12 protein-coding genes, 1 tRNA gene and 2 rRNA genes are annotated in these 19,324 nt (G+C 35.8%); 13 read left to right on the top strand and 2 right to left on the bottom strand.

The window, feature by feature from the left end; translation table 11 throughout:
- Positions 1 to 20: 20 nt before the first annotated feature.
- A complete protein-coding gene (ymfI, locus tag ACF3NF_RS02025; protein ID WP_394023757.1) occupies positions 21 to 749 on the bottom strand; it encodes an elongation factor P 5-aminopentanone reductase in 729 nt (242 codons plus the stop codon).
- A 51-nt stretch (positions 750 to 800) separates the two neighbouring features.
- On the opposite strand from ymfI, the gene ACF3NF_RS02020 reads away from it, so the two are divergent.
- Entirely contained in the window at positions 801 to 1,637 is an 837-nt protein-coding gene (locus tag ACF3NF_RS02020) for an aldo/keto reductase (protein WP_394023755.1), read from the top strand.
- 60 nt (positions 1,638 to 1,697) lie between these two features.
- On the opposite strand, the gene ACF3NF_RS02015 is transcribed toward ACF3NF_RS02020, so the two are convergent.
- Positions 1,698 to 3,935 (bottom strand): metallophosphoesterase family protein, encoded by a 2,238-nt coding sequence (locus tag ACF3NF_RS02015; RefSeq protein ID WP_394023753.1) that lies wholly within the window; start codon positions 3,933 to 3,935, stop codon positions 1,698 to 1,700.
- Between the two features lie 186 nt (positions 3,936 to 4,121).
- Between ACF3NF_RS02015 and ACF3NF_RS02010 the strand changes: the two genes are divergently transcribed.
- The 12 genes from ACF3NF_RS02010 to ACF3NF_RS01955 all read left to right on the top strand — a co-directional run bounded on the left by ACF3NF_RS02010 (position 4,122) and on the right by ACF3NF_RS01955 (position 19,176).
- Positions 4,122 to 5,891: an ABC transporter ATP-binding protein gene (locus tag ACF3NF_RS02010; RefSeq protein ID WP_394023751.1), complete on the top strand. Its 1,770-nt coding sequence runs from the start codon at positions 4,122 to 4,124 to the stop codon at positions 5,889 to 5,891.
- Between the two features lie 82 nt (positions 5,892 to 5,973).
- Complete coding sequence (locus ACF3NF_RS02005; RefSeq protein WP_316043781.1) at positions 5,974 to 6,741, top strand: J domain-containing protein; 768 nt, start codon at positions 5,974 to 5,976, stop codon at positions 6,739 to 6,741.
- A gap of 26 nt (positions 6,742 to 6,767) precedes the next feature.
- The gene (locus ACF3NF_RS02000) at positions 6,768 to 7,547 is read left to right on the top strand and encodes a threonine/serine exporter family protein (RefSeq protein ID WP_394023749.1); all 780 of its coding nucleotides are present in this window, start codon (positions 6,768 to 6,770) and stop codon (positions 7,545 to 7,547) included.
- Positions 7,548 to 8,018, top strand: a complete 471-nt coding sequence (locus tag ACF3NF_RS01995; RefSeq protein ID WP_394023747.1) for a threonine/serine exporter family protein — start codon at positions 7,548 to 7,550, stop codon at positions 8,016 to 8,018.
- Positions 8,015 to 8,500, top strand: coding sequence for a peptide-methionine (S)-S-oxide reductase MsrA (gene msrA / locus ACF3NF_RS01990; protein WP_394023745.1), 486 nt, complete (start codon positions 8,015 to 8,017; stop codon positions 8,498 to 8,500). The genes ACF3NF_RS01995 and msrA overlap by 4 nt, the downstream gene beginning before the upstream one ends.
- A 65-nt stretch (positions 8,501 to 8,565) precedes the next feature.
- A complete protein-coding gene (locus ACF3NF_RS01985) occupies positions 8,566 to 9,741 on the top strand; it encodes an ABC transporter substrate-binding protein (protein WP_394023743.1) in 1,176 nt (391 codons plus the stop codon).
- Positions 9,742 to 9,942: 201 nt separating this feature from the next.
- A complete protein-coding gene (locus ACF3NF_RS01980) occupies positions 9,943 to 11,430 on the top strand; it encodes an ABC transporter permease (protein ID WP_394023741.1) in 1,488 nt (495 codons plus the stop codon).
- Positions 11,414 to 12,343, top strand: coding sequence for an ABC transporter ATP-binding protein (locus ACF3NF_RS01975; protein ID WP_394023739.1), 930 nt, complete (start codon positions 11,414 to 11,416; stop codon positions 12,341 to 12,343). The genes ACF3NF_RS01980 and ACF3NF_RS01975 overlap by 17 nt, the downstream gene beginning before the upstream one ends.
- Entirely contained in the window at positions 12,340 to 13,545 is a 1,206-nt protein-coding gene (locus tag ACF3NF_RS01970; protein ID WP_394023737.1) for a glycosyltransferase family 4 protein, read from the top strand. The genes ACF3NF_RS01975 and ACF3NF_RS01970 overlap by 4 nt, the downstream gene beginning before the upstream one ends.
- 377 nt (positions 13,546 to 13,922) lie before the next feature.
- Positions 13,923 to 15,451, top strand: a 16S ribosomal RNA gene (locus ACF3NF_RS01965).
- 179 nt (positions 15,452 to 15,630) lie between these two features.
- Positions 15,631 to 15,707 (top strand) — tRNA-Ile (locus ACF3NF_RS01960).
- Positions 15,708 to 16,014: 307 nt separating this feature from the next.
- Positions 16,015 to 19,176, top strand: a 23S ribosomal RNA gene (locus tag ACF3NF_RS01955).
- The 16S and 23S rRNA genes sit together here with 1 tRNA gene alongside, the layout of an rRNA operon.
- Positions 19,177 to 19,324: the final 148 nt, after the last annotated feature.

Here is a 19,324-nt window from a genome sequence, read left to right as displayed (position 1 = left end):
CCTTAGATTAGGTGCATTTTTTAATAAAAACCCCCGTTGATATGAATAATATCTCCTGTAATATAAGATGCCTCATCAGAAATTAAGTATCTTACAAGACCAGCAATTTCGGAAGCTTCTGCAAATCTATTTATAGAAACTTCTTTTTTTAGATCTTCAAGTTCTGATTTCGTAAAATCATTTCTCATCAAATCCGTATCAACAATACCTGGGGCTATTGCATTTACTCTGATGCCAGAAGGGGCAAGTTCTTTTGCCATGGCCTTTGTAAAAGTATTTATCCCACCCTTGCTTGTTGAATAAAGAGCTTCCATGCTAGCTCCAAAATCTCCCCATATTGAGCTCATATTTATTATGACTCCATACTGATTTGAAATCATATTTGGAATGGCACGCTTACTATTTAAAAAAACTGAATTAAGGTTTGTATTTATAACATTTTTCCAAGTATCAAAGTCAATGTCTTGGATAAGAGAAAAATGAGAAATGCCAGCATTATTTATCAAAATATCAACATGGCCAAAGTTTTTTTCTGCTATAGCAAACATATTTTCAACTTCATTTTCATCAGAAACATCAGCCTTGAGGGCGATAACATTTGGATTTGTAGATCTTAGCTCATCCAAAAGCTCCATGGCTTTATCTTTACTTTTGTTGTAATTAATTATTATTTTGTACTCATCATTTAGCCTTCTAGCAATGGCAGCGCCTATGCCCCTAGAAGAACCGGTAATTAAAACTGTTTTCATACTAAAATTATAACACAGTAGGGTATATATGTATCAAAAGGAGTGAAAATTATGGATTATTTTACATTAAATGACGGCACAAAAGTACCTGCAATTGGTTTTGGTACATTTAAAATTAAAGAAGAAAGCGAAATGGACCTAGCCATAGAAACTGCCCTAAAGGCTGGTTACACATATTTTGATACAGCAAAATTTTATGAAAATGAAGATCTTTTAGGAAAATATTTAAAATCCTATGGCAAAAATCGTGAAGATTATCAAATAGCTACAAAAGTTTGGCCAAATGCGTATTCTTCTGACAAAGCTAAAGAATCAATCGAGGGATCTTTAAAAGATTTAGGTGTGGATTACCTTGATGTAGCACTTTTACACTGGTATGGAGATAATTTTAGAGAAGCTTGGAAAGTTCTTAATGATTACAAAAACCAAGGAATAATAAAAAGCATTGGTGTTTGCAACTTTTCTATTGACCAAATGTCAGAATTGTTGAAAGAAGGCACTTTACCAGTTCTTGACCAACTAGAAAGTCACTTGCACTTGCAAGATAAAGATACACATGAGTTTTTAAAAGAAAATAAAATTTTACACCAAGCTTGGGGCCCACTTGCTCAGGGTAAGTCAAATTTATTACATGAGGATGTTTTAGCTGACTTGGGAGAAAAATATGGAAAAACCCCAGCACAAATTGCCCTAAAATGGAATATCCAAAGAGGGGTTATGGTTTTAGTAAAATCATCACATGAAGAAAGAATTTACGAAAATATAGATTTATTTGATTTTAACCTATCTGAAGATGATATGCATGCTCTAGCTAGTCTTGATAAAAAAGAAAGATATTCTGCAGATCCAGAAGATAAAGAATGGCTAGAAAAAGCTGCTAATATGTAAACAAACACTAAAAAAACAAACTCAGTTTTGATTCTGAGTTTGTTTTTTTGTTCTTATTTATTATTTTCTTTTTGTTGCAAATAAACCTGCTGCAGCAAGTGAAAGAGTTGCATAAACTCCTGTTAGTGTAGCTACACCTGTTTTTGGGTTATCAGATTTTTTATCTTCTTTTTTGTCGGATTTACTTTCTTTTTTAGCTGCTTTTGGTGCTTTTTCACCTTTTACTTCTTTAGCTGGTTTTTTGCCATCAACTATATTTTCAGCTTGGTAGTTAAAGTTTGAAAGTCTTGTGTTAAGTACTTCTATAGCTGCATCAATTTCTTCTTGGCTTGTGTAGCTAGCGTTTAGTACTTCTTTTGCTCTATTGATTGCATCGTTGTAAAGGTCTAAATTTTCTTTTGTATCAACGATTTTGTAAGCTTCAGCTTTTTGGATAGAAGCTTCTAATTTTGCTTTTGAAACTTCTTTTTGTAATAGAGGATTGTTGATAAATTCGTCTGTTTTGTTAATTGTATAGAAGTCTACGATTTCGCCATATGGGTTCATAGTTTTAATATTAAATATATTTTTTGAGAATGTTAGAGATGAAAATAATTGGCTTCTATCATCTAAACTTCTATTTACAAACCATTGGTCTTCTCCAATTGGGTTGTAGAATTTTGATCCTGCTGATGTAGACATTGTTAAGAAAAGTGTTCCACGTGGGTTTGTTACTTCTTTTTGGTTATAATCTAGTTTTATACCATCAACTACAACTTTATTGTCTTTATAAACTCTATTGTTGTAAGTTTTTGAGAATCCATCTTTGATGCCAGCATTTTCATTTTTTGGATCTGTACCATAAGCATCTTCAAAGCTTAAGACTTGTTCACCTGCTATCATTTGGCCAGTTCTTGTATAAATGTGGTCATGGCCGTTTAGTACAATATCAATTCCATTTTCATTAAAGATTCTAACAAGTTCATGTCTTCTTTGAAGAATATCATCATCAGAGGTATGGGTTGCTGTTGAATATGGAGCGTGGTGGAATGATACAACTTTCCATGAGAAATTTTTGCCACGTTCTTTTGTAGCTTTTGCAATTGCATCTTTGATAAATGCTTCGTGTTCTTTAGAATCATTTACATTTGAGTTAATATTTAAGAAAAGTGTGTCCCCATAAGAATAATAGTAGTCTCCAGAAACGTAGAATGGAGTGCCATCTTCGTTTACTTTAGAAATTGAGCCTAACTTTGATTCGTTTGGTAGGTGGAAGTGGTCAGAAAAAACAGTGTTTCTTTGGCTGCCAGCTTTATCATCTACGTATGTTTCGTGGTTTCCAACAACAGTAGAGAATACTCTTTCTTTAAATAAATCATTATCTAAGAAATAGTCATATTCACCTTCGTAGTTTACGATTTCAACGTTATCTCCCATTGAAAGATAAAAATGAGGATCCATTTCACGAGCTTTGTCAATTGATTTTGCAAAGTCTATCTTATCTTGGTCTACTTTTGCTTGAGAGTTTTTGTAAAGTCCTTTTGAATCCCAAACACTATCTCCAGATCCTATTTGAGGGTCACCAAAGTAAGCAACTTTAAATTCGTTATTTTCTCCAAGAGCTTTGGTTTTTAGTGTGTATGTTTCTGATTTGTATGATCCTGATTGAACATAATAATTATAAGTTTTACCAGGTATGATATTTACAATAGCAGTATAAGTGCTGTATCCATTTTTATCACCAGTTTTTCTCGCTCTTGTTGGAGCATATTCTTTTCCATCAAAAACTAATTTTGATTCTGTAACATCACCTGTGGCAAACCATGTGATAGCAATTTCGTTTTCATTATTACCGTTATTTACAACGATATTTTTAATTGGAGTAGTGATTGCTTTTAGATTGTGATTTGCATATTCGCCATTTTTTTTGCCGTACTCACCATTTGTTTCTTCAAGTTTTTTTGCAACTTCTGGGTCAATATCTGTTACGTTTTTATCTTCTCCGAAAGTTTCTCTGTCAGTTTCTGTAGCTCTGTTAAATTTGTTTGTGCCGTCTTTTTCTCTTACGTTTGCTTCATTTTTAGGAAAAGTTACTTCATCATCTGTGAAATTAAAGTAATTATCTGCTGCATATGTAGTAGAAGTAAGTTCAGTTTCATAAATGTTGGCATCATCATAAACTTCTTTGCTTTCTACAATTACATTTTCATTTTCTAAAATTGCGGTATCTTCTGCTGCATATGTATTTTGAATTGGAAAAATTGCAGCACTTGCACTTGCGATAGCTAGGGCCAAAACTAATTTATTATTTTTTTTCATAAAAACCTCCATAAAATTTTTCAAAATTATTATATAAGATGAGTATTATAAAATTTATATAATATTGTAAACTTTGTGTAAAATTTTTATGCGTTTAATAAAATATATATTAATAACACTTGCTAAGATTTATCTATAAAAAAGAGTACAATAATAATATTATTTGATTTTAATAAAGGAGGATTTATGCAGAAAAAAACTTATAGTAATAAGTATTTGATTAAAAAATTCTTACCCTACTATAATCCATATAAAAATATACTTTTTGCTGACTTGTTTGCATCAGCATTGACCACAGTTTCTCAATTAGTTTTGCCACTTTTGCTATCAAATTTAACAGACTGGGCCCAATTAGGATTACTTGATGCAAGCCGTGTGGTAAAAGTAGGAATTGTATATACAGTTACAAAAATAATTGAAGTAGCTGCAAGATATTTTATGCAGTCTTTAGGCCACATAATGGGGGCAAAAATAGAACGAGATATGAGGGCAGATGTATTTAATCATTTGCTAACCATGGACACAGAATTTTTTAACGATGCCCGTATTGGTGCTTTGATGAGTAGGATTACAACAGATTTATTTGATATTACAGAATTTTCCCACCACGTGCCTGAAGAAATGTTGGTTGGAGCCATTAAATTAATTTTATCATTTGTAGTTCTTCTAACCATAAATTGGAAACTTTCTTTAATAATATATATTATAATTCCAATTATGTTTGTAGTTTCAAGCCAAAAAAGAAAGCAATTTAGACAGGCTACCATGGAAGTTAAAAGACAAATTGGGGACATCAACTCTGGTGTGGAAGATACTCTTTTAGGTATTTCTGTTGTAAAATCTTTTGCCAATGAAGATATAGAAAAATCCAAATTTCAAACAAATAATGACAAATTTGTAGACATTAAAAAAGATAGGTATTTTGATATGGCTGGATTTTTCATGATTAATGAAGCCTTTGCTGGACTTATGTATGCAATCTTGATTTTTGTTGGTGGATTTTTTGTAATTAACGGGCAAATTAGTCCTGGTGAATTAATTGCCTTTACTATGTATTTAAATATGCTAGTTACAACTATCGAAAGACTTATAAATTTCACTGATGTATTTCAAGCTGGTACTACTGGTATAGAAAGATTTACAGAAGTTATGGAGATGGATAATTCTATCTTTGATCATGAAAGTGCAAATGAGCTAACAGATGTAAAAGGTAAGATTGATTTTGAGAATGTTTACTTCAAATATCCTGAGGCTGGGGAAGATGATCCATACGTCCTAGAAAATATTAATTTTTCTGTAGATGTTGGTGAAAATATTGCCCTAGTTGGTCCATCAGGTGCTGGTAAGACTACAATTTCAAAATTAATACCTAGATTTTATGATATTTCAAAGGGCTCTATAAAAATAGATGGTGTTGATATTAAAGATTTAACACTAGATTCCCTTAGAGATAATATCGGTATTGTCCAACAAGATGTTTATTTATTTAGTGGAACAGTAAAAGAAAATATCCGCTATGGTAAGGATGATGCAAGTGATGAAGAAATTGAAAGAGCAGCAGCCCTAGCAGGCGCAACTGAATTTATAAAAGACTTGCCAATGGGCATGGATACTCATATAGGTGAACGTGGAGTGAAATTATCTGGTGGCCAAAAACAAAGAATTTCTATTGCCAGAGTATTTCTAAAAAATCCACCAATTCTTATTTTAGATGAGGCAACAAGTGCTTTAGATAATAAGAGCGAGGCAATTGTCCAAAAATCTCTTGAAACCTTATCCAAAGGGAGAACAACAATAACAATTGCCCACAGACTATCTACAATTATAAATGCAGATGAGATTTTAGTTTTAACTTATGATGGGATAGTTGAACGTGGAAATCACAAAGAACTTTTGGATAAAAAAGGAATTTACTACAATCTATATAATAGTAACAACCAGGAATTATTTGGATAAAAAGGATGGTTTTATAACCATTCTTTTTTTATTTTAAAGAAACTAAAAACTTTGATATAATTTTAGGGAATGGAGAAAAATTATGAAGTTTTTAGGAAAAATCTTACACGGACTTGCAACAGGATTAGGTACATTTTTTAATGTATTGATTAATATTATGAATGTTATAGTTGTAACCTTTGAAGGAATTAGGCAATTACTATTTATGATATTTGTATTTGGTTGTTCAACTATATTTATTTTCCCAATCATTCCTTTATTGTTACCAAAAGAAGTAATGTATTTTATTTTTGCGGTAATTTTTATACCGATTTTGGGACCAAAATTTATTTCTTTTTTAAGATACATAAACTACACCCTTACAGAATGGATGTATGATAGGGCAGATACCATGATTACCGGTCAAAAGGTTGGCTACGAAAGCATTTCTGATTATTCAAATAAATATAAATATGAGCAAGAGCAAATGCGTCGACGTCAGCGCGAAGAAGAAGCCCGTCGTCAACAAGAAGAAATGAATCGTCGTTTTGAGGAATTTGTTAGAAACTTTGGTGGTTATCAAAATTCAAGAACCTATAATCAAGGATACAATCAAGGCGGATATTCTGGATACACTGGTGTAAATAACATCGGTTTTAAGGAAAAATATGAAGAAGCTTGCGAGATACTTGGCCTTAGTGTAGATACTGATATTTACCAAGTTAAGCTAAATTATAGAAAGCTTGCCAAAAAATATCACCCAGACATAAATAAGGATCCAGGTGCAACAGAAATGTTTACTAAGGTAAATGAGGCTTATGAGTTTTTGACTGAGGAAAATATTAAAAAATATAAGCAAAGTTATTTATAGAACATAATTTTAGAAAAGGATAGAAGATGACTAATGAAAAAATTACTTCTCTGAAAGAAGCGGTAATACTTTCAGAAATTGCAGCATCAGCGGGGGCTTTGATGCTGGCAAATGGTGCTGAAATATATAGGGTAGAAGATACTGTTGAAAGAATAATCAGATCAAAGAAATCCATTAAGGATGTGGATGTATTTTCAACTTTTAATACAATTATAATTTCATTTTCTTATAAGGGCGAGATCCACACAAATATGCGTAGGGTAAGAAACCGTGGCAACAATTTATTTTATGTAGATAAGGTAAATACATTTTCAAGAAATTTTACAGCTGGAAAGTATACGCTTTACGAAGCCCTTGAAGAAATTGCCATGATAAAAAAAGAAAAAAGTATGCCAACTCCTCTTAGAGTTTTTGGAGCGACAATAGCAGCTGGGTCATATTCGATTCTGCTTGGAGGAAATATAATAGAAATTATCTCATCCTTTGCGATTGGGTATTTAGCCTTTAGATTTTCTTTATTTTTAGAAAGGAAGAAAATAAACTTTTTTGTTGTCCACTTCCTTTATGGGATGATACTTTCTCTATCAGCTCTTTTAGTAAATGAAATTACACCAGTAAGTATCAATATCCTTATCATCAGTGGTATGATGGCATTTGTACCTGGAATTATGCTTACAAATGCAGTTAGGGATTTGATGAGTGGGGATGCTTTAAGTGGTATAACAGGAACAGCTATGGCAATTTTAATATCAATTGCTCTTGCTGTTGGAGTAGCTACACCTATTTCTATATGGAGGTTATTCTAAATGTCATATTTATTACAATTTATAGCAGCAATAATGTCAACAGTTGGATTTGCCATAGTATTTTCAGCTCCGATAAAAACCCTTTTGGTTTCAGCTATAAATGGCGGCATGGGATGGATAGTATTTAAATTTGTAATAGATTCAACTGGTAGCAAATACATTGCAGTATTCCTATCAGCCTTAAGCATAACATTTGTATCAGAAATGCTTGCAAAAAAACTAAGATATCCTGCTTCAGTATTCATAATCCCAGGGATTATTAACCTAGTTCCTGGTGAGGGAATCTATAATACCATGAGCTATTTTGTAAACAATCAATCAGACTTGGCCATAGCAAGTTTTTATAGCACAATTGTTGTTGCAGGATCCATATCGTTTGGAGTTTTATTAGCCAGTTCCTTTTCAATATCACTTAAGAGTTTTAGAACAAGAAGTGTTAACCGTACCAATTATTTAAGGGGGAAAAAATGATTAAAGAAATCTATTTAGCAGGTGGATGCTTCTGGGGAGTAGAAGCATATTTTAAAGAAGTTGATGGGGTACTAGATACACAGGTCGGCTATGCAAATGGTAAAAGTGATCAAACTAATTACCAAGAAATTAAATTCACAGACCATGCAGAGACAGTAGAAATAAAATACGATGATGAAAAAATATCTTTAGAAAAACTTTTAGAATATTTATATTACATCATTGATCCATTTTCAATTGACAAGCAAGGCAATGATAGGGGTCGCCAATATAGAACAGGAATTTATTCTAAAAATGAAGATGACTTAAAAAAGGCTAAAAATTTTTTAGATAAAAAACAAGAGAAAGAAGATAAAGAAATAAAAGTCGAAGTGGAAAAACTAAAAAACTTTGTAGTTGCAGAAGACTACCACCAAGATTATCTAGAAAAAAATCCTACAGGTTACTGCCATATAAATCTTAATGATAGACCCAATATTTAATCTAATCTTTGAATAAAAATAAATATAATATATAATAAACTTACTAATATTATTAAGGAGGAAATATGAAAAGTAATTTTATTAGTAAGTTTTCTTTTACACTTGCTGCACTTTTTGCACTTACAGCTTGTGGAACTAGTGAAGCACCAACAGAAGAATCTCAAACAAATGAAACAGCTGTTGAGCAAAATGTAGAAGAAGAGAATAAAGTAGAAGAAGCTACTGAAGAAACAGAACAAACAGAAGATGTAAAAGAAGAGGCATCTGAAGAAGAAAGTGAAGTAGCTGAAGCTCCAAATTTTGAAGGAAGAACATTAAATGTAGTTGCAACAAGTGACTCATATGTTCCATTATTTGAAGAATTTACCAAAGAAACTGGTGCAGGTGTAGAATTTTTATCAATGTCAAGTGGAGAAGTTATTTCTAGAACAAAAGCTGAAGGTAAAGCTATGGCCGACCTTTGGTTCGGTGGTGGTCTTGATGCATTTATGGCAGCAAAAGATGACCAACTACTAGAACAATATCAATCAGAAATGACTGACAAACTTCCAGTAGAATACAAAGATGAAGATGGATACTACTTTTCAAAAGGACTTACAGTTGTAGGATTTGTAGTAAATAATTCTATCCTTGAAGAAAAAGGACTAGAAGCCCCAAAAACTTGGAAAGACCTAGCAGATCCAAAATACAAAGGCGAAGTTATAATGTCAAACCCAGCTATTTCTGGTACAAACTACGCAGCCCTTAAAGGACTTTTAGACCTATATGGCAAAGAAGAAGGTTGGGAATTATTCTCACAAATTAATGACAACATTGATTTCTACTCAAAAAGAGGAAAAGATCCTCAAGAAAAAACAGCTCAAGGCGAATTTGGAATTGGAATTATCCCAGTTGACCAAAAAGCATTTGATGCAGCAGAAGACTATGGTCTAACAGTAATCTATCCAGAAGATGGAATTCCTTGGGTTCCAGAAGGAGTTGCAATCTTTAAAGATAGCGAAAATGCTGACATAGCAAAAGCATTCATTGACTTTATGCTAAGCGAAAAAGCTCAAAATATGATTGCAGAAATTGATGGAAAAGATACAAACCAACTGATAGTTCCAGACATTGAAGGATTAGATTTAGGCTTACCAAAAGATAAACTAATCGAGGAAGACCTTTCAACATTTGGATCAGAAAGAGAAGAAATCTTAAACAAATTCAAAGAAATTGCTGGAGACAAAGCTAGCGAAGAATAAGATAATACCAAGGCCTAGCCTTGGTTTATTTTATATGTACATATTATGAAAAAAACAAAGACAATTAATTTTTTTGACATTTTAATACAAATTATTTTGGCATTGGCGGTAATATTTTTTATATTACTGCCCTTTGTGAGCGTATTTAAGGAAAGTTTTATTATTAATGGAAGTCTTGACTTTAGCTATTATAAAGATATTTTGGCAAATAAAAATCTTTTAGCAAATTCCTTAAAAATGGGAATACTGACTTCAATATTTTCTGTTATTTTATCAACAATGCTGGCGGTTTTTACATACCTAACTAGCAAAAAATATAGAAAAATAATTAATTTTATCCTTTTACTAACCCTTATCAGCCCGCCATTTGTAACAAGCTTAAGCTATATTACCCTATTTGGACGCCGAGGATTCATTACCCACAATTTACTCAATCTATCCATAAATCCTTACAATATGTGGGGAGTAATCTTTATGCAAACTTTATCATTTATTTCTCTAAATTGCTTAATTTTGCTGGGATATCTAAAAAATATGGAAAATGATGTAATAAATTCTGCAAGGAGCCTTGGTGCAGATACCAACTCAATAATATTGGATATATTAGTACCTCAGCTAAAAAATGGAATTTTTACAGTTTTTTTACTTAGTTTTTTTAAATCAATGTCAGATTTTGCCACACCATCTATTATTGGAGGCAAATTTAATGTCTTAGCCTTAGAATCATATTTTGAAGTAATTGCAAATGGAAATTTGTCCAAGGCCAGTGTTTTAAATGTTTTGCTATTAGTTCCAATTATTATAGTTTTTTTGATAGTAAATTTTTTAAATAAAGAAAAATCCTCAACAGCAAATCCAAATAGTCTTTCTGAAATCCATGTTCAAAGAAGGGGATTTGTATATCAATTATTTAAATTTATAGGGATTTTAATCTTGCTATTACTAGTAAGCCTTTATTTTTCAATTATCTTAAGCGCCTTTACAACTATGAAAAAAGGAACTTTGGTATTTTCTTTGGATAATTTATCCCGTGCCAAAAATTATATTAACGATGCCATGCTTAGATCTATAGGATATTCATTAATTTCAGCCCTTATTGGAACTCTGATTGGTATGCTTATTGGATATTATTTAATAATTAAAAAAAGTAAGTTTATGAAAGTAATCGATTTAATCTCAAATATGCCTTATATAATTCCAGGTACATTTTTTGGTTTAGGCTACTTACTTTATTTTAAATCTCCTCCTATTATGATTATCGGGACAAGTACAATTGTAGTTTTAAATGTACTATTTAAACAATTGCCATTTTCAAGTAGGGTGGGCAATACCGCTATGAAATCAATTGATACAGATATGATAAATTCTTTAAGAGACCTAGGTGCAAATACTTTTTATGAAATTAAGGACGGCATAATACCAAATATTAAACCATCCTTGCGTATTTCTATGATAAATTCTTTCACAACAACTATGACAACTGTTGGGTCAATTATTTTCTTAGTCTACCCAGGCAAGAAACTGCTAACTCTAGTTATGTTTGATGTTATAAATAGTGGCAGATATGGAGAAGGTTCGGTAATTGCACTTTTAATTATGGTCATATGCCTTATATTTAATGTATTAGTTAATTGGATTTTTGGAAATGGTAGCTTAAAAGAGAGGTTAGCCCATGTATTTAGAAATTAAAAATTTATCCAAGAATTATGGGTTAAATAAGGTTTTGGATAATATAAATATAAATTTAGAAAAGGGAAAATTTTTGTGCCTATTGGGACCCTCTGGTTCTGGGAAAAGCACAATCCTTCATTCAATAGGCGGCTTCGTTGATCATGAGGGAGAGATAATTTTAGATGGCGAAGACATTTCAAAGCTAGAAGCCAACCAAAGAAAAGTTTCTACTGTTTTCCAATCCCTAGGCCTATTTTCCCATATGACTGTTTTAGATAATGTGATGTACGGGCTAAAATTCAATCAAAAATCATTAAATGCCAATGAGAAAAAAGAATTAGCCTATAAAACTATTGCAATGGTTGGTCTAAAGGGATATGAAAAAAGAAAACCTGCTGCTCTTTCTGGTGGAGAAAAGCAAAGGGTTGCGCTTGCTCGAAGCCTAGTTGTAAAACCAAAATTGCTTTTGATGGATGAGCCATTTTCTGCCCTAGATCAAAAACTCAGGGAAAAGATGCAATTAGACATAAGAAAAATTCACAAAGAATTTGATTTAACAACAATCTTTGTAACCCACGATCAAAGCGAGGCTTTTAAGATGGCTGATGAAGTTATAATTCTTAGCCAAGGCAAAATCATAGATCAGGGATCGGCACAAAGAATTTATAACAACCCAGCCAATAAAAAAAGCTTAGACTTTGTAGGTCAAAAAAATATAATAGGTAATACATTTGTAAGGCCCGAGAAAGTTAAAATTTCAGATTATGGTGAAGAATTCATAATAAAAGACATCATATTCATGGGTAGCACCATAGAATTGTTTGTAGAAAATGCAAACAATAAACTAAAAGTTTTGTTATTAAACGACAATTTTGACAAAAAAATTGGTGATCCAATTAAGCTTATTTATCAAATGGAGCAGATAAAATGAAAATATTACACGTACTAACCCAACTTCCAGCCAAAACCGGCAGTGGAGTATATTTTACAAATCTTATAGATAGCCTAAATAATCTAAGCATAGAAAATGCTGCAGTTTTTGGCACAGAAGAAATTTATGATAACAAAGTAAAGGCAGACATTTTAAAGCCCATTTACTATAATACCGAATCTATGCCCTTTAGAATTTGTGGGATGAGCGATTTAATGCCATATGATTCAACAGTTTATAGCCAAATGAGCGATGCACAAATCGATATTCTTTTAGACAATTTCAGAAGAAAGCTATTAGAAATAAAAGCAGAATTTAAACCCGATATAGTCATAAGCCACCATCTGTTTTTTATAACAGATTTAGTTAGAGAGATATTCAAAGACACAAAAGTAGTAGGCATTTCCCACGGAACAGACATCAGACAAGTAAAAAAACACAACAAATTTTTAAAAAGACTAAATCACATAAAAGATTTAGATTATGTGCTAACTGTTACTGACCAAGAAGATGAAGCTATAATAAATTTACTAGATGTAGATGAGAAAAAAATCCACAACGTAGGTGGCGGATACAATGAAAAAGTATTTTATCCTCCAGAAGAAAAAATTAAGAAAAATACTATTGATATTGTCTATGCAGGAAAAATCAGCCAGTCAAAAGGTGTATTTGAACTAGTACAAACTCTACCAATACTAGAAAAAAAGTATCCAGAGATAAGGCTACATATGGTAGGAAATGCAGATTTAGAATCTTGCCACAAAATGAAAGAATTATCCAATCATTCACCAAGACTAGTAATTTGCCATGCCCTTGATCAGATGAAATTAGCAAATCTTTTAAGACATGCAGATATCTTTGTATTGCCATCATACTTTGAGGCCCTAGGATTGATTGCAATAGAGGCATTAGCTTGTCATAAATTAGTAGTAACAAGTGAAATAGAGGGTCTCTATAATCTAGTGGGAGATAAAATAAAAGAAAATCATCTAATAGAATTTACAAAACTTCCAAGAATCTATGATGTAGACAAACCAGTCAAAGAAGATATACCAGCATATGTAGAAAGACTTAGCCAAAACATAGAAAAGCAAATTAAAAGGCTAGATAAAAATTTATTTACAGATGAAGTAAACGATGAAATACAAACGTTAGCCTGGGCTAATATTGGACAAAAAATATTAAAAGTAATAAATAATTAAAAAAAGTGTTGACAAGGATAAAATACCATGGTATTATATATCTTGTCGTTAACAAGCGACAAAGAACCTGATGATTTATCCTAAAAATGGGTAGTCATCCATCAAATATATATTTGATGAGACAATAAAATAGTAATTAAACTTTAGCAATTAATTTGAGTAACCAAAAATTAGGCCTGTCCGGCCAGAAGAGGACCCTCCACGGAGTGGTCGCAGGACGGAACGGCCGAGAAAATGATTCTTATCTATATAATATAGAAAAGGATAAAAATAAATCACGCATTGATTTTAAAATCAGTGTAAATGAAAAGAGCTTGAATCAAAAAGCTTTTATGAATAAAACTAAAATCTACTATTTAAAATAGTAGCCAAATATTTTTCATGAGAGTTTGATCCTGGCTCAGGATTAACGCTGGCGGCGTGCATAACACATGCAAGTCGAACGATGAAACTCATTAGATTTCTTCGGAATGAAAATGAATGGATTAGTGGCGAACGGGTGAGTAACGCGTGAGTAACCTGCCTTACACAAGGGGATAGCCTCTGGAAACGGAGAATAATACCCTATGAAACCAGACAATCGCATGATAATCTGGTCAAAATGTTTAGTGGTGTAAGATGGACTTGCGTCTGATTAGCTAGTTGGTGAGATAACAGCTCACCAAGGCAACGATCAGTAGCCGGCTTGAGAGAGTGTACGGCCACATTGGGACTGAGACACGGCCCAGACTCCTACGGGAGGCAGCAGTGGGGAATTTTGCACAATGGGGGAAACCCTGATGCAGCGACGCCGCGTGATTTAGAAGGCCTTCGGGTTGTAAAAATCTTTTGTATAGGAAGAAAATGACAGTACTATACGAATAAGGTCCGGCTAATTACGTGCCAGCAGCCGCGGTAATACGTAAGGACCGAGCGTTGTCCGGAATCATTGGGCGTAAAGGGTACGTAGGCGGGTTTTTAAGTTAGAAGTCAAAGGCTATAGCTCAACTATAGTAAGCTTCTAAAACTGGGGACCTTGAGTAATGGAAGGGAAAGTGGAATTCCTAGTGTAGCGGTGGAATGCGCAGATATTAGGAGGAATACCGGTGGCGAAGGCGACTTTCTGGCCATTAACTGACGCTGAGGTACGAAAGCGTGGGTAGCAAACAGGATTAGATACCCTGGTAGTCCACGCCGTAAACGATGAGTGTTAGGTGTCTGGAGTAAATCTGGGTGCCGCAGCTAACGCATTAAACACTCCGCCTGGGGAGTACGCACGCAAGTGTGAAACTCAAAGGAATTGACGGGGACCCGCACAAGCAGCGGAGCATGTGGTTTAATTCGAAGCAACGCGAAGAACCTTACCAAGTCTTGACATATTTTGGAAGCACTTAGAGATAAGAGCCTATATCTTCGGATAACTGAAATACAGGTGGTGCATGGTTGTCGTCAGCTCGTGTCGTGAGATGTTGGGTTAAGTCCCATAACGAGCGCAACCCCTTTTGCTAGTTACCATCATTAAGTTGGGGACTCTAGCAATACTGCCGGTGACAAACCGGAGGAAGGTGGGGATGACGTCAAATCATCATGCCCTTTATGACTTGGGCTACACACGTGCTACAATGGCAGGTACAGAGGGCAGCAAGACAGCGATGTTAAGCAAAACTCAAAAAGCCTGTCCCAGTTCGGATTGCACTCTGCAACTCGAGTGCATGAAGTTGGAGTTGCTAGTAATCGTGGATCAGAATGCCACGGTGAATGCGTTCCCGGGTCTTGTACACACCGCCCGTCACACCATGGAAGTTGGCAATACCCGAAGCCTGTGAGCGAACCATTTAGGAAGCAGCAGTCGAAGGTAGGGTCAGTAACTGGGGTGAAGTCGTAACAAGGTAGCCGTATCGGAAGGTGCGGCTGGATCACCTCCTTTCTAAGGAAGCCCGGCCTGGTGGGTGGAAGATGCTGCATCTTTCATCCTAGACACAAGTTTGCGAAGCAAACCGTGGCTAGGACGTCTCATTAATGAGAAAAGAAAACCCACTAGCCAGGCAGAGAATGATACGTTATTCTCTATCTATTAGAAATAAATTGTTACTTAATTAATTGCATGGACCTGTAGCTCAGGTGGTTAGAGCGCACGCCTGATAAGCGTGAGGTCGGTAGTTCGAGTCTACTCAGGTCCACCAGCAAGACCTAGCCCCATTTGCAAAGCAAATGGATGGCAGGTCGGCCGTCAGGCTTTCCCAAGAGTGCGAATAAGCACGATTGGCTAGAAAGCTACGGCGTATTACTATTAGAAATTGATAAAAAAAAGGTGTAAAGTTAAACTTATACCAATAAATGAACCACTTAAACTGAAGTAAAATAGTACAAAAAAGTACTAGCGTTATTTTGCCTCTGCCATTAAAAATGACAGAATTCAAAATAATTCGAAATCAAAGATTTCGAACTCACTCAGCTTAAGCTTAAAACTAAATAGCAAACAATATTTCCAGTCAAGAAAGAAAGGGCGCAAGGTGGATGCCTTGGCACATGAAGACGAAGAAGGACGTAAGTGAACGAAAACTAGGGTAAGCTCACAACAAGCAATGACCCCTAGGTCTCCGAATGGGGAAACCCGGCTGTGGAAGACACAGTCATCCTATGGTGAATACATAGCCATAGCGAAGTAAGACCCTGCGAACTGAAACATCTAAGTAGCAGGAGGAAAAGAAAGAAAACTCGATTTTCCAAGTAGCGGCGAGCGAAAAGAAAGAAGCCCAACCCAGTAAGAAATATATTTTTTAGCAGAATCATTTGGGAAGATGAACCAAAGAAAGTGACAGTCTTGTAAGCAAAAGAAAATATATTGTGGGGGCAAGTAGCAGTGAACACGAGAAATTTGCTGTGAAGATAGGGGGCCCATCCCCTAAGGCTAAATACTAACATGTGACCGATAGCGAACAAGTACCGTGAGGGAAAGGTGAAAAGAACCCCGAAAGGGGAGTGAAATAGAACCTGAAACCTTGTGCCTACAAGCAGACAGAGGGCAACAGCCTGATGTCGTACCTTTTGTAGAATGGGCCAGCGAGTTATCATATAAAGCAAGGTTAAATCTTTAAGAGATGCAGCCAAAGCGAAAGCGAGTCTTAATAGGGCGAAAGTTAGATATGATAGACCCGAAACCGGGTGATCTATCCATGGTCAGAGTGAAGGTGAAGTAAAATTCACTGGAGGCTCGAACCGGGTGCGGTTTAAAACGCATCGGATGAACTGTGGATAGGGGCGAAAAACCAAACGAACCCGGAGATAGCTGGTTCTCCTCGAAATAGCTTTAGGGCTAGCCTATGATTAAAGATTTGCGGAGGTAGAGCACTGACTGGCCTAGGGCGGTCTACCGTACCAAAGCCTATCAAACTCCGAATGCCAAAAAATCAGATCATGGAGTCAGACTTAGAGGGATAAGCTCCTAAGTCGAAAGGGAAAGAGCCCAGACCGACAGCTAAGGTCCCAAAATCTGAATTAAGTGGAAAAGGATGTGAACCTACTAAGACAACCAGGACGTTGGCTTAGAAGCAGCCATACATTTAAAGAATGCGTAATAGCTCACTGGTCAAGTGGGTTTGCGCCGAAAATGAACGGGGCTAAAATTCAGTACCGAAGCTTCGGATTGATAGAGAATTTAAAATTGCTAGACCTAACCCAATTTATGAAATAAATTGCAGGTAGGTCAGCCGTCAGACTTTCCCAAGAGAGCAAAGCTCGATTGGCAAGAAAGTTACGGCGCTCATCAACCTAAGAAAATAATGAGAAAAAGGTAAAACTTAGACGGAAATATTAACAATACAATCAAGATAAACGAGTTATCAACTAATTAATTACGCAAAATCACAAGTAAAAGGTAAGTTGAAACTACGATTATCACCGAAAACAATCGCATATATTAATATATGTAACTGGTTAAAACGTCAAAGTATTTACCAGCAATTTTAAATACTCTATCAGTGGTAGAGGAGCATTGTATTAGGGAAGAAGCCCAAGCGAAAGCAGGCGTGGACTTAATACAAGAGAGAATGCTGGCATGAGTAGCGAGAAGGAGTGTGAGAATCACTCCCGTCGAAACCCCAAGGACTCCTGAGCAAGGCTCGTCCCCTCAGGGAAAGTCGGGACCTAAGGCGAGGCCAAAAGGCGTAGCCGATGGATAACAGGTTTATATTCCTGTACCGCTTAAAGTCGCTATTAGAGAAGTGATGACGCAAGAGGATAAGCTAAGCTGCCCGATGGAAGGCAGTCTAAGCACAAAGACTGATTAGTAGGCAAATCCGCTAATCCCAAGGTCAATGTGTGATAGGTATCGAAAACATGAGTAGAGAAGTAGCCGATTTCAAATTGCCAAGAAAAGTCACTATCAAGACCAAAGCGCCCGTACCAAAACCGACACAGGTAGGGAGGTAGAGAATACCAAGACGCGCGGAAGAACCTTTGTTAAGGAACTCGGCAAAATGTCCCCGTAACTTCGGGAGAAGGGGAGCCATAGCGATATGGCCACAGAAACCAGGCCCAAGCGACTGTTTACCAAAAACACAAGTTTCTGCAAAATCGTAAGATGAAGTATAGGAGCTGACACCTGCCCGGTGCTGGAAGGTTAAGGGGAAGGCTTAGCGAATGCGAAGGCTAGAACTTAAGCCCCAGTAAACGGCGGCCGTAACTATAACGGTCCTAAGGTAGCGAAATTCCTTGTCGGGTAAGTTCCGACCCGCACGAAAGGTGTAACGATTTGGGCACTGTCTCAACAAAGGATCCGGTGAAATTGTAGTAGTCGTGAAGATGCGACTTACCCACGCTAGGACGGAAAGACCCCGTGGAGCTTTACTGTAGGCTGATATTGGATTTTGAGATTAGATGTACAGGATAGTTGGGAGGCGATGATACGTGCACGCCAGTGTGCGCTGAGCCATCCTTGGGATACCAACCCTCTAATATCAAAATTCTAACATTGACCCTTAATCAGGGCAAAGGACATTGTCAGTTGGGCAGTTTGACTGGGGCGGTCGCCTCCTAAAAAGTAACGGAGGCGTTCAAAGGTTCGCTCAGAATGGACGGAAACCATTCGTAGAGTACAAAGGCAAAAGCGAGCTTAACTGCGAGAGATACAGCTCAAGCAGAGTAGAAATACGGACTTAGTGATCCGGTGGCACCGCATGGAAGGGCCATCGCTCAACGGATAAAAGCTACCCCGGGGATAACAGGCTTATCTCCCCCAAGAGTCCACATCGACGGGGAGGTTTGGCACCTCGATGTCGGCTCGTCTCATCCTGGGGCTGAAGTAGGTCCCAAGGGTTGGGCTGTTCGCCCATTAAAGAGGCACGCGAGCTGGGTTCAGAACGTCGTGAGACAGTTCGGTCCCTATCCAGCGTGGGCGTAAGAAATTTGCGAGGACCTGTCCTTAGTACGAGAGGACCGGGATGGACATACCACTGGTGTACCAGTTGTTCCGCCAGGAGCATAGCTGGGTAGCTAAGTATGGAATTGATAAGTACTGAAAGCATCTAAGTACGAAGCAACCCTCAAGATAAGATTTCTAAAAGTACGTAAAGAAAATACGTTAGATAGGTCCAAGGTGTAAGTGCAGTAATGCATTAAGCTAATGGATACTAAACTTTAAATCTTGACTGGAAATATTGTCTGCTATTGCTTGTCCCTAACCCCATTTTATGAAGTAAAATGGATGGTAGGTCAGCCGCCAGAATTGTTCAAGGTGCATTAAGCAGCTTGAGTAGAATTTACGGCGTGTTTTAAAGACAAGATAAAGGTTCAAACAAAA

Source organism: Anaerococcus martiniensis (genome assembly GCF_043187485.1).
Classification (GTDB): domain Bacteria; phylum Bacillota; class Clostridia; order Tissierellales; family Peptoniphilaceae; genus Anaerococcus; species Anaerococcus martiniensis.
This window is presented reverse-complemented; position numbering and strand designations above follow the sequence as displayed.

Coding starts and splice junctions, on each gene's coding strand:
- ACF3NF_RS02010 (WP_394023751.1), top strand. CDS start 4,122: ATGCAGAAAAAAACTTATAGTAATAAGTATTTGATTAAAAAATTCTTA.
- ACF3NF_RS01970 (WP_394023737.1), top strand. CDS start 12,340: ATGAAAATATTACACGTACTAACCCAACTTCCAGCCAAAACCGGCAGT.
- ACF3NF_RS02000 (WP_394023749.1), top strand. CDS start 6,768: ATGACTAATGAAAAAATTACTTCTCTGAAAGAAGCGGTAATACTTTCA.
- ACF3NF_RS01975 (WP_394023739.1), top strand. CDS start 11,414: ATGTATTTAGAAATTAAAAATTTATCCAAGAATTATGGGTTAAATAAG.
- ACF3NF_RS01985 (WP_394023743.1), top strand. CDS start 8,566: ATGAAAAGTAATTTTATTAGTAAGTTTTCTTTTACACTTGCTGCACTT.
- ACF3NF_RS02020 (WP_394023755.1), top strand. CDS start 801: ATGGATTATTTTACATTAAATGACGGCACAAAAGTACCTGCAATTGGT.
- ymfI (WP_394023757.1), bottom strand. CDS start 749: ATGAAAACAGTTTTAATTACCGGTTCTTCTAGGGGCATAGGCGCTGCC.
- ACF3NF_RS02005 (WP_316043781.1), top strand. CDS start 5,974: ATGAAGTTTTTAGGAAAAATCTTACACGGACTTGCAACAGGATTAGGT.
- msrA (WP_394023745.1), top strand. CDS start 8,015: ATGATTAAAGAAATCTATTTAGCAGGTGGATGCTTCTGGGGAGTAGAA.
- ACF3NF_RS01995 (WP_394023747.1), top strand. CDS start 7,548: ATGTCATATTTATTACAATTTATAGCAGCAATAATGTCAACAGTTGGA.
- ACF3NF_RS02015 (WP_394023753.1), bottom strand. CDS start 3,935: ATGAAAAAAAATAATAAATTAGTTTTGGCCCTAGCTATCGCAAGTGCA.